This is a genomic window from Ruegeria sp. O6 (assembly GCF_056535045.1).
Genome location: NZ_JBQERM010000001.1, coordinates 103,843 through 122,743 on the forward strand (window position 1 = coordinate 103,843; position 18,901 = coordinate 122,743).

At 57.8% G+C, this 18,901-nt stretch carries 21 protein-coding genes; 12 read left to right on the forward strand and 9 right to left on the reverse strand.

Annotation, left to right across the window (positions count from 1 at the left end; translation table 11 throughout):
* Window positions 1–143: 143 nt before the first annotated feature.
* Genes ACR0DY_RS00535 through ACR0DY_RS00545 form a run of 3 tightly spaced genes read right to left on the reverse strand, consistent with a single transcriptional unit; the run spans window position 144 to window position 3,467 of the window.
* Entirely contained in the window at window positions 144–1,073 is a 930-nt protein-coding gene (locus tag ACR0DY_RS00535) for a glycosyltransferase family 2 protein (protein WP_480545505.1), read from the reverse strand.
* Window positions 1,070–1,813 (reverse strand): hypothetical protein, encoded by a 744-nt coding sequence (locus ACR0DY_RS00540; protein ID WP_480480609.1) that lies wholly within the window; start codon window positions 1,811–1,813, stop codon window positions 1,070–1,072. The genes ACR0DY_RS00535 and ACR0DY_RS00540 overlap by 4 nt, the downstream gene beginning before the upstream one ends.
* 49 nt (window positions 1,814–1,862) lie before the next feature.
* Window positions 1,863–3,467: a peptide chain release factor 3 gene (locus ACR0DY_RS00545; RefSeq protein WP_209503717.1), complete on the reverse strand. Its 1,605-nt coding sequence runs from the start codon at window positions 3,465–3,467 to the stop codon at window positions 1,863–1,865.
* A gap of 109 nt (window positions 3,468–3,576) precedes the next feature.
* Here ACR0DY_RS00545 and ACR0DY_RS00550 point away from each other — a divergent pair, with 109 nt between their 5' ends.
* The 8 genes from ACR0DY_RS00550 (at window position 3,577) to ACR0DY_RS00585 (ending at window position 11,016) form a co-directional block, all read left to right on the forward strand.
* Window positions 3,577–3,939, forward strand: coding sequence for a SnoaL-like domain-containing protein (locus ACR0DY_RS00550; RefSeq protein ID WP_480480611.1), 363 nt, complete (start codon window positions 3,577–3,579; stop codon window positions 3,937–3,939).
* Window positions 3,940–4,011: 72 nt separating this feature from the next.
* Window positions 4,012–4,791 carry an SDR family oxidoreductase gene (locus tag ACR0DY_RS00555; RefSeq protein WP_480485424.1) on the forward strand — a complete coding sequence of 260 codons (780 nt, stop codon included), beginning with the start codon at window positions 4,012–4,014 and terminating at the stop codon, window positions 4,789–4,791.
* Window positions 4,792–4,793: 2 nt separating this feature from the next.
* On the forward strand, window positions 4,794–5,906 hold the full coding sequence (locus ACR0DY_RS00560) for a hypothetical protein (RefSeq protein WP_480538010.1): 1,113 nt from the start codon (window positions 4,794–4,796) through the stop codon (window positions 5,904–5,906).
* Between the two features lie 106 nt (window positions 5,907–6,012).
* Window positions 6,013–7,062, forward strand: coding sequence for a methyltransferase domain-containing protein (locus ACR0DY_RS00565; protein ID WP_480485428.1), 1,050 nt, complete (start codon window positions 6,013–6,015; stop codon window positions 7,060–7,062).
* Window positions 7,063–7,169: 107 nt separating this feature from the next.
* Window positions 7,170–8,237 (forward strand): ABC transporter ATP-binding protein, encoded by a 1,068-nt coding sequence (locus ACR0DY_RS00570; RefSeq protein WP_480486463.1) that lies wholly within the window; start codon window positions 7,170–7,172, stop codon window positions 8,235–8,237.
* A gap of 114 nt (window positions 8,238–8,351) precedes the next feature.
* Window positions 8,352–9,134, forward strand: a complete 783-nt coding sequence (surE, locus tag ACR0DY_RS00575; RefSeq protein WP_267364192.1) for a 5'/3'-nucleotidase SurE — start codon at window positions 8,352–8,354, stop codon at window positions 9,132–9,134.
* Window positions 9,131–9,781 carry a protein-L-isoaspartate(D-aspartate) O-methyltransferase gene (locus ACR0DY_RS00580; protein ID WP_209503723.1) on the forward strand — a complete coding sequence of 217 codons (651 nt, stop codon included), beginning with the start codon at window positions 9,131–9,133 and terminating at the stop codon, window positions 9,779–9,781. Before surE ends, ACR0DY_RS00580 begins: the two co-directional genes overlap by 4 nt.
* Window positions 9,782–9,843: 62 nt before the next feature.
* Window positions 9,844–11,016 (forward strand): peptidoglycan DD-metalloendopeptidase family protein, encoded by a 1,173-nt coding sequence (locus ACR0DY_RS00585; RefSeq protein WP_480480620.1) that lies wholly within the window; start codon window positions 9,844–9,846, stop codon window positions 11,014–11,016.
* Window positions 11,017–11,078: 62 nt separating this feature from the next.
* Here ACR0DY_RS00585 and ACR0DY_RS00590 read toward each other — a convergent pair whose 3' ends face one another.
* Window positions 11,079–11,750 carry a helix-turn-helix transcriptional regulator gene (locus ACR0DY_RS00590; protein ID WP_480480622.1) on the reverse strand — a complete coding sequence of 224 codons (672 nt, stop codon included), beginning with the start codon at window positions 11,748–11,750 and terminating at the stop codon, window positions 11,079–11,081.
* Between the two features lie 21 nt (window positions 11,751–11,771).
* Entirely contained in the window at window positions 11,772–12,077 is a 306-nt protein-coding gene (locus tag ACR0DY_RS00595) for a hypothetical protein (RefSeq protein ID WP_267364188.1), read from the reverse strand.
* 222 nt (window positions 12,078–12,299) lie between these two features.
* Between ACR0DY_RS00595 and ACR0DY_RS00600 the strand changes: the two genes are divergently transcribed.
* From ACR0DY_RS00600 to ACR0DY_RS00615, 4 genes are all read left to right on the forward strand, one after another.
* Complete coding sequence (locus ACR0DY_RS00600) at window positions 12,300–12,515, forward strand: twin-arginine translocase TatA/TatE family subunit (RefSeq protein WP_480473142.1); 216 nt, start codon at window positions 12,300–12,302, stop codon at window positions 12,513–12,515.
* 6 nt (window positions 12,516–12,521) lie between these two features.
* Window positions 12,522–12,980: a Sec-independent protein translocase protein TatB gene (gene tatB / locus ACR0DY_RS00605; protein WP_267364187.1), complete on the forward strand. Its 459-nt coding sequence runs from the start codon at window positions 12,522–12,524 to the stop codon at window positions 12,978–12,980.
* On the forward strand, window positions 12,977–13,855 hold the full coding sequence (tatC, locus tag ACR0DY_RS00610; protein WP_480480624.1) for a twin-arginine translocase subunit TatC: 879 nt from the start codon (window positions 12,977–12,979) through the stop codon (window positions 13,853–13,855). The genes tatB and tatC overlap by 4 nt, the downstream gene beginning before the upstream one ends.
* Window positions 13,856–13,972: 117 nt before the next feature.
* Complete coding sequence (locus ACR0DY_RS00615) at window positions 13,973–14,815, forward strand: ATP-binding protein (protein ID WP_480545507.1); 843 nt, start codon at window positions 13,973–13,975, stop codon at window positions 14,813–14,815.
* A 60-nt stretch (window positions 14,816–14,875) separates the two neighbouring features.
* On the opposite strand, the gene ACR0DY_RS00620 is transcribed toward ACR0DY_RS00615, so the two are convergent.
* The 4 genes from ACR0DY_RS00620 to ACR0DY_RS00635 all read right to left on the reverse strand — a co-directional run bounded on the left by ACR0DY_RS00620 (window position 14,876) and on the right by ACR0DY_RS00635 (window position 18,880).
* Window positions 14,876–15,520 (reverse strand): SDR family NAD(P)-dependent oxidoreductase, encoded by a 645-nt coding sequence (locus ACR0DY_RS00620; protein ID WP_267364183.1) that lies wholly within the window; start codon window positions 15,518–15,520, stop codon window positions 14,876–14,878.
* A gap of 42 nt (window positions 15,521–15,562) precedes the next feature.
* Window positions 15,563–15,811, reverse strand: a complete 249-nt coding sequence (locus ACR0DY_RS00625; protein ID WP_209503732.1) for a hypothetical protein — start codon at window positions 15,809–15,811, stop codon at window positions 15,563–15,565.
* Window positions 15,812–16,109: 298 nt separating this feature from the next.
* Complete coding sequence (gene purF, locus ACR0DY_RS00630; protein ID WP_480480629.1) at window positions 16,110–17,633, reverse strand: amidophosphoribosyltransferase; 1,524 nt, start codon at window positions 17,631–17,633, stop codon at window positions 16,110–16,112.
* Window positions 17,634–18,286: 653 nt separating this feature from the next.
* The gene (locus ACR0DY_RS00635) at window positions 18,287–18,880 is read right to left on the reverse strand and encodes a CvpA family protein (RefSeq protein WP_267364181.1); all 594 of its coding nucleotides are present in this window, start codon (window positions 18,878–18,880) and stop codon (window positions 18,287–18,289) included.
* Window positions 18,881–18,901: the final 21 nt, after the last annotated feature.

Below are 18,901 nucleotides of genomic sequence, written 5' to 3' on the forward strand. Positions count from 1 at the left end.
TAAGATGTGCCGGGCCCGGATGGCCATGCGCGTGATGCGACATTTCGGCTTGGACGCGGACATAACAAAAACGTTGGTCGGGGTCAAATGAAGACCGCTGCATCAGGGTTTCATCGAGACAGGTTCGAGTTTTGCGCAACAATTCAGCAACTTCCGGGAAAGTGTTTCGCCAATTTCCCGTCCAGATTCAACACGCGGTGGCGGATCAGCCCTTTCTGCTCCAGCCGGGCGCGGACTTCTGGGTCAGCGCCGCTCATCTCGTTGAAGAACGCGCGCAGCCCGTCCTCGCCGTGTTCGCTTTCAATCCAGCTGAGCAATTCATTCTTGTTCAGCCCCCCCATCTCGCGCGGGGCATTCGGGGCCATGCCAGCCTGATACGAGCCGCGATCCAAGCGGAACGGATAATGTGCAATCCAGTGATCCCAGTCCGGCGCGTGGCGGTGGCATAGATCGACCTGCGCAAGTTCGTATTTACACGGCAGCAATTTCCCGTTCTGAAACAGGTTGTGGATACGAAAACTCAGACGTTTCAATCCCGTGCGCGCAAACAACTTGCCCTGTACATGGCTGAGGAACCCGCCAAGGACGAAAGCCCCATAGTTGGGATAAAGCATCTCAATCAGCTGTGTTCGGGCCGGGCTTTGTGGAACATGCGCCTTGTACAGGTCTTCGCCGCCTGCCAGCGCCTCGATTGGGCGGACCCGGGCGGCGTTAACCTTGTCCCCGATATCGCGCAACACATCCGAGATTGGGGTCGGCGACCACAGAAACTCGTCAACATCGATATGGGCCAGCCAATCCAGGTGCGTTTCACGATAGGCATAGGTGGCGTTGACCGATTGGCGAACCTGGTGCTTGTCCGGTCGTGTGCGTTTTAGCTTTTGCCAATAGGCATCATCGCAAACCTGCACGCAAACACTGGGATGTGCCTTCAGCGCCTCGAACGTGCGCTGGTTCGGCTCATCCAGATAGATATAGATGGTCTCGGCACCCAGATCGAGGTGATAGGCTACGAACCGAAGGACGTCTTCGGTCGGTCCCCTGACCATCGACACGACACCCCATGTGGTCATGTGCGCTGCGCGCGCGCTTCGCGCATGAGTTTCAGGCGGCGAAAGACACCGCCGGGATCACTGTTGAGCTCGGTCATCAAGTGATCGACCAGTGGCGCGATGGTGGTGTCGCTTAGGGCTTTGGTCCAGACCGGAGCAATCAGATTGACGTCCAGTCCGCCACTTCCAAGGGAAAACCCTTTCATCTGATAGGGCAGCGGGACGTGTTTCAGTTTTTGATACGGAAATGGTGTTGCCGGGGGCAGCTGCGAAAAGCGCCTCTCGAACTCATAAAGCTTCATCATGCCGAACAACATGCGCAACGCATGACCAACCTCGCGCTGGGTTGCAGTTTGGCCGTGGTCCGCAAAGGTCTGAACCGACGAGACCAGCCACCGCAGATCAAGCGTGGACAGAAGGTGGTCCGACTGTTCGTCCCAAAGGCGGCAAAACAGAAGCGGGGCGTGGCGCGGGAAGGACCGCTTTCGCAGGTTCGAGATCAACTGGGCATTCAGGAAAGCAAGTTCTGAATTTCCGACAAATTCCCGCGCTATCTGAGCGCGCTTGCGATCCCAGCTTGTATTAGGCTTTGGCGGGGGCACAGTCGCACTTTCGGGCAATGCACGACCGGCCAGTTCAATGAGGTCGATGTCAAGGTCAGGCAACGAGGTGGTGCCGAACTGAAACGGGCTGCGCCGGTTTTCATACCTGTCCAGCATGTCGGGCAGACCGCCGGGGAAAGTCAGTTCATCCTTGCTCATGCGCGCAGAATTGCACAGGCAGACTCGGCTGTGCAATCAGTGAGTTGGATCACACCATCATCTCTTTGGTGGCGGTCAGGTTCAGGGCGGGATAGTCCCGAACCACCCGGTCGATGTCCCATTGCAGCCGGGTCAGATAGACAATGTCGCCGTCATGGTCGTGCGCGATGTGCTGCTTGTTTGCATTCACAAACTTTTCGACCTCGGCCTTGTCACCACTGACCCAGCGGGCCGAGGTGAACTGAGACGCCTCGAAACGCACGGGCAGGCCGTATTCCATCTCGATCCGGCTGGCGAGCACTTCGAACTGCAACGCACCGACAACGCCGACGATAAAGCCCGAGCCAATCGAAGGTTTGAACACCTTTGCCGCGCCTTCCTCGGCAAACTGCATCAGGGCTTTTTCCAGATGCTTGGCCTTCATCGGATCGCCCGCGCGGACGCCTTGCAGCAGTTCCGGCGCGAAAGAGGGGATGCCGGTGACGCGCAGCGCCTCGCCTTCGGTCAGCGTGTCACCGATGCGCAGCTGGCCGTGGTTGGGAATGCCGATGATATCTCCGGCCCAGGCCTCTTCTGCCAGTTCCCGGTCAGATGCCAGAAACAGCACCGGGTTTGAAATCGCCATCGGCTTTTTCGACCGTACATGGGTCAGCTTCATGCCGCGCTTGAAATGGCCGGAGGCCATGCGCACAAACGCCACCCTGTCACGGTGCTTGGGGTCCATATTGGCCTGCACCTTGAAAACAAAGCCTGCGACCTTCTTTTCATCCGGCGAAATCTGGCGGGGTTCGGCTGATTGCACTTGCGGCTGCGGGCCGTAAGCGCCGATGCCTTCCATCAGTTCCTTGACGCCGAACGAATTGATGGCCGAGCCGAACCAGATCGGGGTCATGTGCCCTTCAAGCACCGCCTGCGGGTTCAGCGCGGGCAGCAACTCGCGCGCCATCTCAACCTCTTCCAGCAGCTTTTCCAGCAGATGTTCGGGTACGTGCTCTGCGAGTTTCGGGTCATCAAGCCCGTTAATCTCGATGCTCTCTGCCACCTTGTTCCGGTCGGCGCGGTCCATCAGCTCCAGCCGGTCGCGCAGCATGTCGTAGCAGCCGATGAAATCACGACCTACGCCAATCGGCCATGCGGCGGGGGTGACGTCGATGGCCAGCATCTCCTGGATTTCGTCGATGATCTCAAACGTATCGCGGCTTTCGCGGTCCATCTTGTTACAGAAGGTCAGGATCGGCAGATCGCGCAGGCGGCAGACCTCGAACAGTTTTTGCGTCTGGCTTTCGACACCCTTCGCGCCGTCGATCACCATCACGGCCGCATCCACGGCCGTCAGCGTGCGGTAGGTATCTTCCGAGAAATCGCTGTGGCCGGGCGTGTCAACAAGATTGAACCGGAAATTGCCATAGTCGAACGACATGGCCGATGCGGAAACCGAGATTCCGCGATCTTTCTCCATCTGCATGAAGTCCGAGCGTGTCCGCCGTGCCTCGCCCTTGGCGCGCACCTGACCGGCCATCTGAATGGCGCCCCCGTACAGCAGGAACTTTTCAGTCAGCGTCGTTTTGCCCGCATCCGGGTGCGAGATGATGGCGAATGTCCGGCGACGGGCAATCTCGGGCGGCAGGGCAGGTTGGTTCGAGGTATCAAGCATGACCGCGCGTATAGGCGGGGAATCCTGCCGAGGCAAGACAAAGGGGCTGGTTCGAATCACGGCCTTGTGGCTATAAGAACATATAGTGAACAAATAATGGAGTAATTCGATGGATTTGAAAGAGATTGCCAATGAATTGGTGGCCGGCTGCCGTGAGGACCGCGCCAAGGAAAACCTTGAGAAATTGTATGCGCCAGACGCGGTTTCGGTCGAAGCAGTCGATTACTCAGGCATGGGGCGCGAAGTACAAGGGCGTGACGCGATCCGTGGCAAACATGAATGGTGGGAAGGAGCCCACGAGGTTTCTGGCGCTTCGGTCAGCGACCCGTTTGTGCACGGCGAGGACCGCTTTGCGGTGATTTTCGAAGTGCAGGGTAAGGTGAAGGAAACCGGCGAAGCCTTTGATATGCGTGAAGTGGGTGTCTATCACGTCGCAGATGGCAAGATCGTACGCGAAGAGTTCTTCTACTGATCCCAAGCCGTTTCTGGTCTTCCCTGTCTGGCCGATGCTAGACATGCGGCAATGACTGACAGGGAGGATCCGATGGACCTTGGACTAAAAGGAAAGCGCGCGCTGGTCTGTGCCAGCAGCAAAGGGCTGGGTTTGGGCTGTGCCGAGGCTTTGGCTGAGGCTGGCGTAAATCTTGTGATGAATGCGCGTGGTTCGGACGCTTTGGAGAGCGAGGCAGCACGCCTCAGGTCAGAGCAAGGTGTCGAGGTACAAACAGTCGCGTGCGACGTGACGACTGCGGAAGGGCAGGCGCAGGTGATCGAAGCAGCGCAGGGCGTTGATATTCTTGTGACAAATGCCGGCGGCCCGCCGCCGGGTTTATGGTCGGATTGGGGGCGTGATGATTTCATCAAGGCGCTGGATGCCAATATGTTGACCCCCATTGCGTTCATGAAGGCGCTGCTTCCCGGAATGATGGACAAAGGTTGGGGCCGGGTTGTGAACGTCACCTCGCAATCTGTGCGCGCGCCAATTGCGGTGCTGGGGCTTTCGAATGCAGCCCGCACGGGTTTGACCGGATATGTCGCGGGAACTTCACGCCAGGTTGCACCGCATGGCGTGACCATCAACAACCTGCTGCCCGGCATTCACGCGACGGATCGTGCAGATGCGCTTGACAGCGGTGTGGCTTCACAGCAAGGCATCTCGATCGAAGACGCACGCGCAAACCGTTCGGCAACCATTCCCGCGCGACGCTATGGAACGCGGCAGGAATTCGGGGCAGCCTGCGCGTTCCTGTGCTCTCAACATGCGGGGTTCATCGTTGGTCAGAACATTCTGCTGGATGGCGGCGCAACCAATTTGACGATGTGACCATGGCGCAAGGGTTTTCGTTGAAAGATCAGATGTTCAACGCTGAGAAAGTAAATTATCTCAGTGGTTTGTTTTCCGAGTCTCATGCAGAATTTGATGCCCCGGCATTCCGATCTGCGGTCATGTCGCGATTGCTGGATCTAGAGCTGAAGGATCGGATCATCTGGATCGCCACTTGTCTGCAACAGGCGGTGCCCGGTGACTTGCCTGCTGTTGCCCCGACGATCCTGCGCGCCTTGCCCGCACCTTTGGATCCGACGAAAACGGATGACGATTTTGGCGATTTCATCTTTGCGCCGGTCGGTGAGTGGGTAGCGACCATAGGTCTTGAGCATGTTGATCTGGCTTTAGACGTGATGGAGGAACTGACACAGAGGTTTTCCATGGAATGGGCAATCCGTCCGTTCCTGAACCATGACCCGGACCGGGTGTTGCGGCGGATGCAGGACTGGTGCTCTCATGACAGTTACCATGTGCGCAGGCTGGTCAGCGAAGGGACGCGCCCCCGATTGCCATGGGGGCAGGCGGTCGCATTGGGTTTGCAGGACCCGCTGCCGTTGCTGGACAAGTTGCACATGGATTCGACGCGGTATGTCACCCGGTCCGTATCCAATCACCTGAATGACATCACCAAGAAAGACCCGGATCTGGTATTGGATCGCCTGACGGCGTGGCGCAGCCAGGGTCATCAGAATCAGGACGAGCTGGACTGGATGACGTCACACACCCTGCGCGGGCTTGTGAAAGCGGGGCATCCTGAAGCGATGAAGATGTTAGGCTATGACCCGGAAGCGGAAATCGAGGTCGCAGTCAACCTGACCTCCGAAGCTCGGATTGGGGACGCTCTGGCCTTTTCGGTCACTTTGAACGGGTTTGGAGATCTGCCAGTTCTGGTTGACTATGTCATTCATTTTCAAAGACCTGGCGGGAAAATCTCAGCCAAGGTGCACAAGTTGAAGCAGGCGGCTTTGAAGAACGGGAAACTGACGTTGGAAAAACGCCACAAGTTGAAGGGCGACGCCACAACATTCAAGTTGGTTCCCGGCGCACACCGGCTTGAGGTTCAGGTGAATGGCAAAATTCGCGCGGGCGTGGACTTCGACCTGCTTGGGTAATACCGCGCAGGACCACTCACGCTTTCGTCAAAAGCGCCTTCGCCGGATTGCGAACACCCGGCGGCTGCTTTAGCTCGGACATGACCATTTGCGAGGGAAAAGCGCGATGAAACATGAATCGGTGCAGAACTATTATGGTGAAGTCCTGCAAAGCAGTGCTGACTTGCAGACCAATGCATGCTGCACGCCTGACGACATGCCCGGTCATGTCAAAAAGATCCTTTCAAAGATTCATGACGACGTACTGACACGCTACTATGGTTGCGGTCTGATTGCCCCACTTGATCTGGAAGGCATGTCGATCCTTGATCTGGGGTGTGGGGCCGGGCGGGATGTATATGCCTTGTCCGCCATGGTCGGCGAGACGGGCCGGGTGGTGGGTGTCGACATGACGCCCGAACAACTGGACGTCGCCCGCGCGCATCAGGAGTATCACGCCGAAGCATTTGGATATGCCCGCAGCAATGTGGAGTTCCATCACGGCTATATCGAAAAACTGGATGAGCTTGATCTGGAACCCGGATCGTTCGATATCATCGTCTCGAACTGCGTAATCAACCTGGCCACGGATAAGAATGCGGTTCTGCGCGGCGCGCATCGGTTGTTGAAAGAGGGCGGCGAGATGTATTTCTCGGATGTCTATGCTGACCGCCGTATTCCGCAGGCGATGGCCGAAGACGAAGTACTTTATGGCGAGTGCCTGTCCGGCGCGCTTTATTGGAATGATTTCCTGTCAATGGCTCGAACGGCCGGTTTCGGCGACCCGCGCCGTGTGACGCACCGTCCGCTGACGATCGAAAATCCGGTATTGGAAGAGCGTGTTGCGCCGTTGAAGTTCCTGTCCGCGACATACCGACTGTTCAAACTGCCCGCATTGGAACCGGCTTGTGAAGATTATGGGCAAGCCGTGATCTACAAGGGAACCGTGCCGAACGCACCGCATGAATTTGTTCTGGATGACCATCACGTTATCGAATCCGGCAAGGTGTTTCCGGTCTGCGGCAACACCTGGATGATGCTGAAAGACACCCGATTTGCCCGTCACTTTGACTTTGTCGGCGATTTTTCGACCCATTATGGCATTTTCGAAGGCTGTGGTGGCGAAAGCCCTTTTGAAGCCGTGGGTGCATCTGTCGCTTCTGGCGGGTGTTGCTGATCCCTTGCACCTGAGGGGCGGGGTTGCTATCCCCGCTCAAGCCCGATGGATTTGATCGGGAAAGGCAACGGGGTCCATCGGTGACAGGTAACGCAATTCCACCGCGTCTGGAAATTCGCAACATTATCCGTCGGTTTGAGGGGCGGGTTGTTGTGGATGATGTTTCGCTGACCGTTCAGGCAGGCAAGGTGACTTGTCTGCTGGGGCCGTCGGGCTGCGGGAAATCCACTACGTTGCGCATGATCGCCGGTGTCGAGATGCAGGACTCGGGTGAGATTTATGTTGATGGCAAGCTGATCTGCGACACCGTGTTCCGGGTGCCTCCGGAACGGCGCGAGATCGGACTGATGTTTCAGGACTTTGCACTGTTCCCACATCTGAGCGTGGCCAAAAACGTAGCCTTCGGCCTTAAGGGCAACAAGGACGAAAAACGCGCCCGGGTCGAGGAGTTGTTGCAGAAGGTCGACCTGATGCGGTTCATCGATGGTTTTCCGCATCAACTATCAGGTGGCGAGCAACAACGCGTGGCGTTGGCGCGTGCCCTGGCGCCGCGCCCCCGCATCATGCTGATGGACGAGCCGTTTTCGGGCCTCGACAACCGTTTGCGTGATGGTATCCGTGACGAAACGCTGGCCATTCTCAAGGAAGAAGATGCCGCCGTATTGCTGGTCACGCACGAGCCTGAAGAAGCGATGCGCATGGCCGACGAGATCGCCCTGATGCGGCGTGGCAAGATCGTGCAACAGGGCGCGCCCTATAACGTCTATACGCGTCCCGCAGACAAGGCAGCGGTGGCGTTTTTCAGTGATGTCAACGTTTTGCGAGCGCAAGTGAATGGCGCATTGGCGGACACGCCCTTTGGTCAGTTCCTGGCGCCGGGCATTCCGAATGGTACGGATGTCGAGATCGTTTTTCGCCCTCAGCACATCAAGCTGGACTTTGACCGCAACGGCAAGGGGCCATTGCCGACACCAACAGATGGTGTGGCAGCCCGTGGTGTCGTTGAACGTGCGCGATTTCTGGGCAATGAAAGCCTGGTGGAGTTCCGCATGGACTATGATGGTTCGATCCTGAGGGCGACGGTTCCGAACGTGTTTGTCCCCAACCCGGGCCGGGTGATGTGGCTGACCATCCGCCGCGACAGATGTTTCGTTTTTCCCGAGACCAGGCGCTGATCCTTCGATTTCCGCCCAAGTGGTGCGCGAAATCCTCAGATTGCGGGGCCACGTCGCTTGCCGCAACGCAGGCCCGGGTCTATCAAGAGCCAAACGCGGGGGTAAATCGGGCACATGCGAATTCTTCTGACCAATGACGACGGGATCAATGCCCCGGGCTTGATCACGCTTGAGGCGATTGCGGCTGAGCTGGCCGGACCGGATGGAGAGGTCTGGGTGGTCGCGCCCGCGTTTGAACAGTCCGGGGTAGGGCACTGCATCAGCTATACCCACCCGATGATGGTCGCCAAGCTGGGCGAGCGGCGCTTTGCAGCCGAAGGATCGCCTGCCGATTGTGTTTTGGCAGGGCTCCACGACGTCATGTTGGATACCCCTCCCGATCTGGTTCTGTCCGGCGTGAACAGGGGCAACAACTCGGCTGAAAACACGTTGTATTCCGGTACGATCGGCGGCGCGATGGAAGCGGCATTGCAGGGCGTCCCAGCGATTGCCCTGTCGCAATATTTTGGCCCTCGCAACCTGGGCCTAGACGACCCGTTTGAGGCGGCCGCCCGGTATGGTGCAGATCTGGTGCGCCGGATTCTGGACGCAACTCCGGCAGAACAGGGTGACTATCGGCTGTTCTACAATGTGAATTTCCCACCGGTTCCGGCAGACGATGTTCTGGGCACGCGGATTGCGGCGCAGGGGTTTCGGCGCGATACGCGTTTTTCGGTCGAACCGCACAGTTCGCCTTCGGGGCGGAGGTTCCTGTGGATCAAGGGCGGCTATCAGCACAATCCGACCGCACCCGGAACGGATGCGGCTGTTAATCTGGAAGGCTATATCTCGGTCACGCCGATGCGCGCTGACCTGACTGCACATGACATGCTGGAGGCATTGAAGGCGGTCGAATGAGCGGACTGGACCCTGAAACTGTAATGCAATTCCTGTTTGCCCTGCGCAAACGGGGGGTCACGGATGCGCGCGTGTTGGCTGCGATGGAGCAGGTGGACCGCGGTCGCTTTGTCACCGGCCTGTTCGCAGGGCGCGCTTACGAGGACATGCCGCTGCCGATTTCCTGCGGCCAGACGATCAGTCAACCCTCGGTCGTTGGTCTGATGACGCAGGCCCTGAACGTGAGGCCCCGGGACACGGTGCTCGAGATTGGGACAGGTTCGGGTTATCAGGCAGCTATACTGTCCAAACTGGCCCGCCGGGTCTACACAGTGGAACGCCACAGGCGGTTGGTGAGCGAAACAAGCAAGCTGTTTGCCGACCTGGGCCTGACGAATATCACTTCGATGTTGTCGGATGGGTCATTTGGCCTGCCGGAACAAGCCCCTTTTGACCGGATCATTGTCACAGCCGCGGCTGAGGATCCTCCGGGCCCGCTCTTGGCGCAGCTGAAAATCGGGGGTATTATGGTTTTACCCGTGGGCCAGTCGGACGCGGTGCAGCAGTTGATCAAAGTGACGCGCACCGAAGATGGTCTGGACTATGACGAATTAACGTCTGTCCGTTTCGTGCCCCTTCTGGAGGGGCTTGGAAAGGACGAGGCGTAATAGGCTTAAAGAATTGGTCGCCGGAACTCCGGGTAACAGGGGCAGGCGTTGAGGACAGAATTATGAGAGCAGTATCCAAATCAGCAATGCGCCGCTGTGCGACCGGGGTGGCCGCTCTGGCCATTCTGGCCGGGTGCGAGGGGCCTCTGGATTATGACCTTCGCGGGCAGATCGGTGGATTTTCGACCACCAATGCAGCGCAATCCGCGACGGCATCCCGCCCGGCACCAGACAGCAGGGGTGTCATTACCTATCCGAACTACCAGGTGGTCGTGGCGCGCCGCGGCGATACGGTGCGGGACGTGGCAGCGCGGGTTGGCCTGCCCGAGGGCGAGCTTTCGCGTTTCAACGGCCTTCAGACAACGGACACGCTAAGAGAGGGTGAGGTTCTTGCACTGCCACGCACTGTTGGTGCTGGCAGCGGTGTGGACATCGCGTCGGTTGCCGGGTCTGCAATTGATCAGGTGCCGTCGTCGGGTTCGGTTCAGACCACAACACTGGAACCCGCGAAACCGGCACCAACACCCGCGCCGGTGTCAGCTGGGCCGGAGCCGGTCAGGCACAAGGTCAAGCGGGGTGAGACGGCCTATACAATCTCGCGCCTCTACCAGGTGCCGGTTGAATCTCTGGCGGAATGGAACGGGCTGGGATCTGATTTTACCGTGCGTGAAGGTCAGTACTTGTTGATTCCGGTCAAGAACCAGCCAGCGCCCAGGAAAAATGCGGCTAGTGCCGCGCCCGTTCCCGCCACGGAGGTGACGGAACCGGGACAGGGATCACCGACGCCGACGCCACCCAGCGCTACGCAGCCCTTGCCGGATGAAAAAGTTGCGCCTTTGGCCGAGGCCCCCGACGTGACCGCCGAAGCGCCAACCAATACGCGCACATCCGCGCTGTCCCTGCCGGTTGGCGGCACTATCATTCGCGGCTATGACAAGGGCAAGAATGAGGGCATCGACATCGCTGCCGCTCCGGGTACGTCGGTCACAGCTGCCGAGGCTGGTACTGTCGCGGCGATCACAGCGGACGCGGATCAGGTGCCGATCATTGTGGTCAAGCACAACAACGATCTTCTGACTGTCTATGCAAATGTCGACAAGATCACTGTCAAGAAAGGCGATAAGGTACGCCGTGGCCAGAAGCTGGCTCAACTGCGGGGCGGCGACAATGCCTATGTGCATTTCGAAGTCCGCAAAGGGTTCGAGTCCGTGGACCCCGAGCCCTATCTGAAGTGAAGCTGGATGGCCCGTACCGGGCCATGCCTTCGGCGAGAGTATTTCTGAAAAGATGAAGCCTGTCAGGCGTACGGGTCATAATCACTCAGGCGTTTTCCGGGTTCGTCGGCGAAGATCTCCGGAAGGGGTGAAACTGCTTCGATCAGGTCGATGCGAAAGACACGAAATCCATTGCGCAGCTCGCACCAGGCGGTAAGGGTCCAGACCCGCCCCCAGTATTCCATATGGAGCGGGCGGATGGTGCGTTCGGTCAAAACGCCGTCAATGCGGCGATAGGACAGGTGAAGTTTCTGACGTGATTTGATGGCTGCACGGATCGGGGCCATATGGGCAAGGCCCCTTGCGGCATCGGCAAATGGGTAGACCGCGAATTTCCAGCTGTCCGCCTCGGCCACGACCTGCGTTGGCAAAACAGCGTCGATCTTGTCGGCAAGCGACTGTGCGGCAGCCTTCAGGTCAGTATCCGCGGCCTCGGCCACGATGGCCATGCCAAGATTCAACGCCTCAAGCTCGGCTGTGGTCAGGTTCAACGGGGGCAGGGTGATCTGCTCGCGCACCATGTAGCCGACACCGCGCTCTCCCTCGACCGGAACGCCCGAGGCAACAAGCGTATCCATGTCGCGATAGATGGTGCGGACCGACACTTCAAGCCGGTCCGCAATGTCCTGCGCGCGGTGCAGTTTGCCATCGCGCAGGATCTGGATGATATCGAACAGTCGGTCAGTGCGGCGCATGACACGCCGTTCTGACTGCGTTTAGGCAGTCATGTTCCATAGGACTTTCTCGTGACGCATCTGGATACTATCGGGATTGATGACCGCCATCATGCCTGCCGCACATTCCTGTTGCGGAAACTGCGCAGCGGCGTCCTCTGCCGCTTTCAAATCTGTCCAGACAACATAATCGGTCCAGCGACCATCTTCGCCCTGGCTAAGCTGCCGATGGGCGAAGCCCGGCGCGCTGCGCACAAAGGCCTCAGAAGCCTGACTGAGTTTCACGAACTCTTCCGGCGTGGTGCCATTGGCCAGCGTGAAGGTGACGATTTCAGCAACGTGGGTCATTTAATTCTCCATTGACCTTGTTTCGATGCCAAAGCCCTAACGGATAACAACTGACATAAACCTGTCAGTTGAAAATTGCGACCCCTTAGGTTTCACGCGTTTTCCACAAATTTTGCCCGCAACCCGTTGCAGATCCCTTTTGAGACCAGCGATCGAGGCGTAAAGACTGAGTCAGTTCATGTTCCCGGCGCGCAAACGTGCCGACGAAAAAGGAGAGAAGACATGCTCAACAATATCGGCCTTCCTGGCCTGCTGCTGATCGCCGTTGTGGTTCTGGTTCTGTTCGGGCGCGGCAAGATCAGTTCGCTGATGGGCGAAGTTGGCAAAGGCATCACCGCGTTCAAGAAGGGCGTCAAGGACGGTTCGGAAGAGCTGGAAAAGGACGCTTCTGAGCTGGCCAAGGACGTCACACCTGAAGCCGAGAAAGACAAGGCGTAAGCGCAGATGTTTGATCTGGGCTGGACCGAGCTTCTGGTCATCGGCATCGTTGCCCTGATCGTTGTGGGGCCAAAGGACCTGCCGGTGCTGTTCCGCAATGTCGGACGTTTTGTCGGCAAGGCACGCGGAATGGCGCGCGAGTTCAGCAGCGCCATGAACGAAGCCGCCGATCAGGCAGGGGTGAATGAGATCAAGAAAGGTCTCAACGCTGCCGTGAACCCTGTGGGATCGGCCATGGACGGTGTCAAGCAAGCCGCGCAGGAGATGGCGAAAAGCATCGATCCCACAAAGTTCGATCCTGACAGCGAAACAGGGAAACTGGCGGCCGAGCGGGCCGAGCAGGCCAAAAAGGTTCAGGCGTCAGCCGCCCGGGCCACCGCCGAGCGCAAGGCCAAAGAAGCAGCCGATGCGCTGGCCAAGGCAGAAGAGGCCGAAGCCGCGCTGAACACTGAAAGCAAGACATGAGCAAAACCGACGAGATTGACGATTCTTCGGCCCCGTTGATCGAACATCTGGCCGAACTGCGCACACGGCTGATCCATAGCGTTGTGGCGTTTCTGGTCGGTATGATCATCTGTTTTTCAGTGGCGACGCCGATCTTTAATTTCCTGACCAATCCCCTGTGTGACGTTCTGGCTGAGCGCGGGCAGGATTGTAGCCTGATCTTCATCTCGCCACAGGAAGGGTTCTTTGTTGCGATCAAGGTTTCCCTATTGGGTGGGTTCATTCTGGCATTTCCCTATATCGGGATGCAGATGTGGCGCTTTGTAGCACCGGGCCTCTACAAGTCCGAGAAAAACGCGTTCCTGCCTTTCATGCTGGCTTCGCCCTTTATGTTTCTCCTGGGCGCAAGCTTTGCCTTCTACGTCGTCACGCCTCTGGCCTATGACTTTTTTCTCGGGTTCCAGCAATTCGGGGCTGAGGGTGAAGCCGTGGCCGACGGGGTCAACGCGGCACCGCTGAGTGTGGTGTTCCAGGGCTCAGCCCAGGAATATCTGAACCTGACGATCAAGTTCATCGTGGCCTTTGGATTGTGTTTCCAGTTGCCGGTTCTCCTGACTCTTATGGGGAAGGCAGGACTGGTCAGTGCCGAGGGGCTGGGCGCTGTTCGGAAATATGCGGTGGTCGGCATTCTGGTTCTGGCCGCAGTCGTCACACCACCGGATGTCATTACGCAGATCATACTGTTTGTGGTGGTGTACGGTCTGTACGAGATTTCGATCTTCCTGGTCGCGCGAGTTGAAAAGAAACGCGAGGACCAGTTGCGCGCTGACGGTTACTACGATGATGAAGCGGAAGCGGATGATGACCTGATGCAGGAGTTCGAAGACGACAAGTAAGTCTGCCGACGAAACCAAAAGGGCGCGCCATCCAATGGCGCGCCTTTTCCATTGGAAACTCTTGTTGTGCCAATTGGAACGTGCTTTGAACCCCTCAAGACAAAACCGGAGGCCCACATGGACGACCAAGCCCTGAACCGTATCGCCGAGGCGTTGGAACGCATGGCACCGGCTCCTTTGGTGGCGCCTGATTTTGCCGTTGCTCCAGCATTTGTGTGGCATGTCGAACCGGAACGACTGGAACCTGTTACGCAAGTCAACCGGGTCGATCTGGATCTCCTGGTCGGCATCAATCGCTCTCGCGACACATTGATGGACAATACGCGCCGGTTTGCAGCAGGGTACAAGGCAAATAATGCGCTGCTCTGGGGGGCTCGGGGGATGGGAAAGTCGAGCCTTGTAAAGGCCGTGCACGGCTCACTGAGCGCTGATTACGTCGATCTAAAGCTGGTCGAATTGCAGCGCGAGGATATGGGAACGGTGGCGCGGTTGCTGAACCATCTGCGCGCAGCGCCCTACAGGTTCATACTGTTTTGCGATGACCTGTCGTTCAGCCACGATGACCAGCACTACAAATCTCTCAAGGCTGTTCTGGATGGTGGTATTGAAGGCAGGCCAGAGAATGTGGTCTTCTATGCCACTTCAAACCGTCGCCATCTGATGCCGCGGGATATGATCGAAAACGAACGCTCCAGCGCCATCAATCCTTCCGAGGCGGTCGAAGAAAAAGTCTCGCTGTCGGATCGCTTCGGCCTGTGGCTTGGGTTCCATCCCTGTGATCAGGACGAGTATCTTGCGATGATCGACCGCTATTGCGCCGCCTATGGCGTTTCTGTTGATGCAGAGATCTTGCGCGCCGAGGCAATTGAGTGGCAAGCCACGCGCGGGTCGCGCTCTGGCCGTGTCGCCTGGCAATTCTTCGTCGATCTGGCTGGGCGCAACGGCGTGCATATCGCCTGATCCAGGCTTCACCTGGCTGCAAATATCCCCGCCAGAGGCATGGCCCGTCAGGGCCATTTCCTAAAGCAGTGCCAGAATCCGCGCAGCTTCATCCTTGGTGCTGTTCAACACGCTCCGGTCTTCCCCGGGATGAAAACGCGCACGGACGGCCGTGGGCATCGGCGCGGGTTCGACAACCGAAACCCGAGGACCGGTGCGTTCGGTTTCGACGGCCCAACTGCGGGCCAGAGCCATCTGCGCGGCCTTGGTGGCACCGTAGATGCCATAAAACTTCTCGCCAGCTTTCGGATCGTCAAAAAACACCGCATGGCCACTCTCGCCCAGAAGGGGTGAGACATAGGGGATCAGAACCGAGGTCGCGTTTGCATTTGTGTTGATCGCCTTGGCCCATTCCTTGGGGTCAACAAAATGCACTGGCGTCAGTGCTGATGTGTGGATGGCTGTGTGCATCCACAGGTCAACCTTGCCCCAACGGTCATGGATGCCACGACACAGGGTCGCCATGGCGTTTGGATCGGTGATGTCCATGGGGGCCAGAGTGGCTGACCCGCCCTTCGCCTTGATACGATCGTCCAGCTCTTCCAGCCCGCCGGTGGTCCGGGCGACGGCGACGATATGGTATTCAGGTGCCAGCGCTTCGGCCAGCGCAGCGCCCAACCCGCGAGAGGCCCCGGTGATAAGGGCGATTTTTGTCTGATCGGTCATGGCTGCGGTTTGAACCCCTGCGCGAGGGGCGTCAAGTCGCGATTAGCTTCCGGGAATGGCGATCCGCTTGGTCTGGCCGCTTTGTCGCAGCATGATGCCCTGTTCGTCGATTGCTATCACCGTACCCGAGGCGACACGGCTTCCGGGTTCAACCTCTTTCACGCGGCCCGATGACAGGCGTACCAAGGCGTGCAGTTCGGTTTTGGGCCCGAACACCCCCAGAACAGAAACAGAGTTCTTGTTTAACGCGCCCTGCTGTGTGGCCGCGCTTTTGACATTGGTGTTTGACATGGTCCGTGGCCCGGCATGAGTTCCGAACCCCTTATTTCGAGTGAGTGGTTGCCGCCCGATATCAAAACGATCAGGTGAGCAAAAGACCCACACAGACTCCACGCTTCACGACGTAGCGACCCATTTGTTAGTCCCTGTGATCGTGCAAGAATCGCCGCCGGGTTGTGGCAGATTTCCACTCATCGGTGGAACAGTATAGATGCGAGCCACCCTGAATAGGGTTGTCCTATCTGCATGCCGAACGGATTGATTCGCGGTCTGAATAGAAGCTGGACGTGCACTCGGTGGGCGGAGTCTTTCAGCCTGAGGCGAGTTTAGCCGCATTCCACGACCCGCCCGGAACCTGCATATCCGCGCGTTTCTGGCTGACACGGCTGCTGTTTTCCAGACTGTCCAGGTAATCCGCGCTAACGCTGCCTGTAATGTAATTGCCATCAAAGCAGGAACAATCAAATCCCTGGATGTCCGGGTTTCCTTCCTGGGCCGCCCAGATCAGGTCCTCCAGATGCTGATAGAACAGTGCATCGGCGCCCAGCTCTTCACGGATCTCTTCGATCTCTTTGCCATTTGCGATCAGCTCGGCCTTGGTCGGCATGTCTATGCCATAGACATTGGGGTATTTGACCGGCGGCGAGGCGCTGGCCACATAAACCTTCTTGGCCCCGGCATCGCGGCACATCTGAACGATCTTTTTGATGGTGTTGCCGCGCACGATGGAATCGTCGATCAACAGAACGCTGTGGCCTTCGAATTCCAGCGGAACGGCGTTCAGCTTGCGGCGGACGGATTTCTGTCGCTCGGCCTGGCCCGGCATGATGAAGGTACGCCCGACATAGCGGTTCTTCACCAACCCCTCGCGATAGGGGATGCCGGTGATTTTTGCCGCTTCCAGTGCCACGGGGCGGGCGCTGTCGGGTACGGGAATGATCCGGTCGATTTCCAGGCCGGAGTCCTGAATTTGTTTCGCCAGCGTCTGTCCCATACGCATCTGGGTTTTATAAACCGAGACACCGTCCAGCAGTGAATCCGGGCGCGCCAGATACACATACTCGAAGATACAGGGCGTCAGCTTGCCTTCGACCGCCTGAAACTCGTGCATGTTGCCTTTCAGGTCGATCAGGATGGCCTCGCCCGGGCGCAGATCGCGCAGCTTTTCAAAACTGTTGATACCAAAGGCTACGTCTTCCGAAGCAAAGGCATAATCGTCCCCCTGACCGTCGACATTGCGTTTTGCGACCGAAAGGGGCCGAATGCCAAATGGGTCGCGGAACGCCAGCATGCCAACACCTGCCACCAGACAGATGACTGAATAGGCGCCCTGAACCCGCTCCATCGTCATCTTCACACCGGCAAAGATGTTTCGGATCGGGTCCGAATTGCCGTTCACCTTGATGGCGTCAGCCACTTTGTCGGCCAGCACGTTCAGCAGGATTTCCGAATCCGATGTGGTGCGCAGGTGGCGGCTGTATTTCCCGGTCACCTTCTCGCGCTGTTCCGCTGTGTTGGTGATGTTGCCGTTGTGAACAAGATAGATACCGTAGGGTGCGTTCACGAAGAAAGGTTGCGCTTCAGCCGCGCTGAGTGATCCGGCCGTGGGATAACGAACATGCCCCATGCCGACATGACCCAGAAGGGTTTCAGCATCCTGGGCGTTGAACACGTCCTTGACCAAACCATTGGCTTTCTTTTCCCGGAAGAATTCGCCGTTGTAGGTCACGATCCCAGAGGCATCCTGACCCCGGTGCTGTAACATCAGCAACCCGTCATAGATCTCAGCAAAGACATCATGTGTCCGGCTTGCGATTCCTAAAATCCCACACATTCAAGGGGCTCCAACTTCTATGACGATATCATTCGAGGATTGACCGCAGTTCGGCACCGAACTTTCTGCATCTTCAGCGCGGAAATGTTCGCTACACAGGAACAAGACGCCGTTAGGGCGACCATCACTGCGATCAGCGCGCATTCATACAGAAAGTACAAGATGGGTGGCTCCGATTCCGTGGCAGGTTGGCCCCCACATAATGCCTATTGGCGTGGCTGTCATCAAAGGATCACAATAGCCAAATGCCGCAGGCCAAGTTTGCGTATGTCGACGTAGAAAAACGAAGATGGTGACATGCGCAAACATATGTGCTGTCATGCATTTGATTGCATACATTAACTGCTAAAACTCAGCACCTCGGGGGGACCTGAATGTGGCAGCATAAACCTCCTCACAAGAACCAGGAACGGATCAGGCAGCGGTGCCATCGGTGCCGAGGATTGGGGCGCGCATCGTGCCAGATCTGTAACGGAGCGGGTGAGATCGCCAAAAGCAGAGATATCTTTGGAAAACCGATCTTCAGTCGATGTGACGGGTGCTTTGGTTTGAAAACAATCCGCTGTACCGTGTGCGGTGGCGAGGGGTTTGTCTGATCTGCAACAAAAAAGCCCGGCAGGGCCGGGCTTTCATGAATTGGTGATCTGCCTCTATCAGCCGTTGGAAGGTGCAGTTGTTGCCGGTTCAGCGTTTCCTGCCGTGCAACTGGCGACCAGCTGTTCATACTGAGTCGTAACCCACCCCAGAGCCGCCTCGGGGTTTTGTTCCTCAATCTGGCCGCTGAACTGTTCAAACACCTTGGCCGACCGGCTTTCATCAACAATTGTGTAAGACTGGCCGGTCATCACGGTGTCGTAAACGAAGAATGCGATCGCAACCAGAAGAATGCCACGAGCGATGCCGAAGAACAGCCCCAGAGCCTGATCCAGACCGCCAAGGGCCGAGCGCTGGACCAGTGATGAAAACAGCGGTGTGAAGATACTGACCACGATCAGCGCCACCGCAAAGACCGCTGCAAACCCGGTGATCACGGACAGTTCGCAACTGTCACGCAGGAAATCTCCGACGACCGGGATTTCCTTGACCAGAGGTACAGCCTGCGGGGCGAAGATGAACGCCAGAACGGCCGCCGCAACCCAACCCGCGATGGCCAGAACTTCGCGCATGAACCCACGCGAGTAGGCCAGCAAGCCTGACAGCACGATGATCAGGGCAACCACCCCGTCGATTATTGTAAAACCTTCCATGGCCCTCGCCTGTTCTTCTTC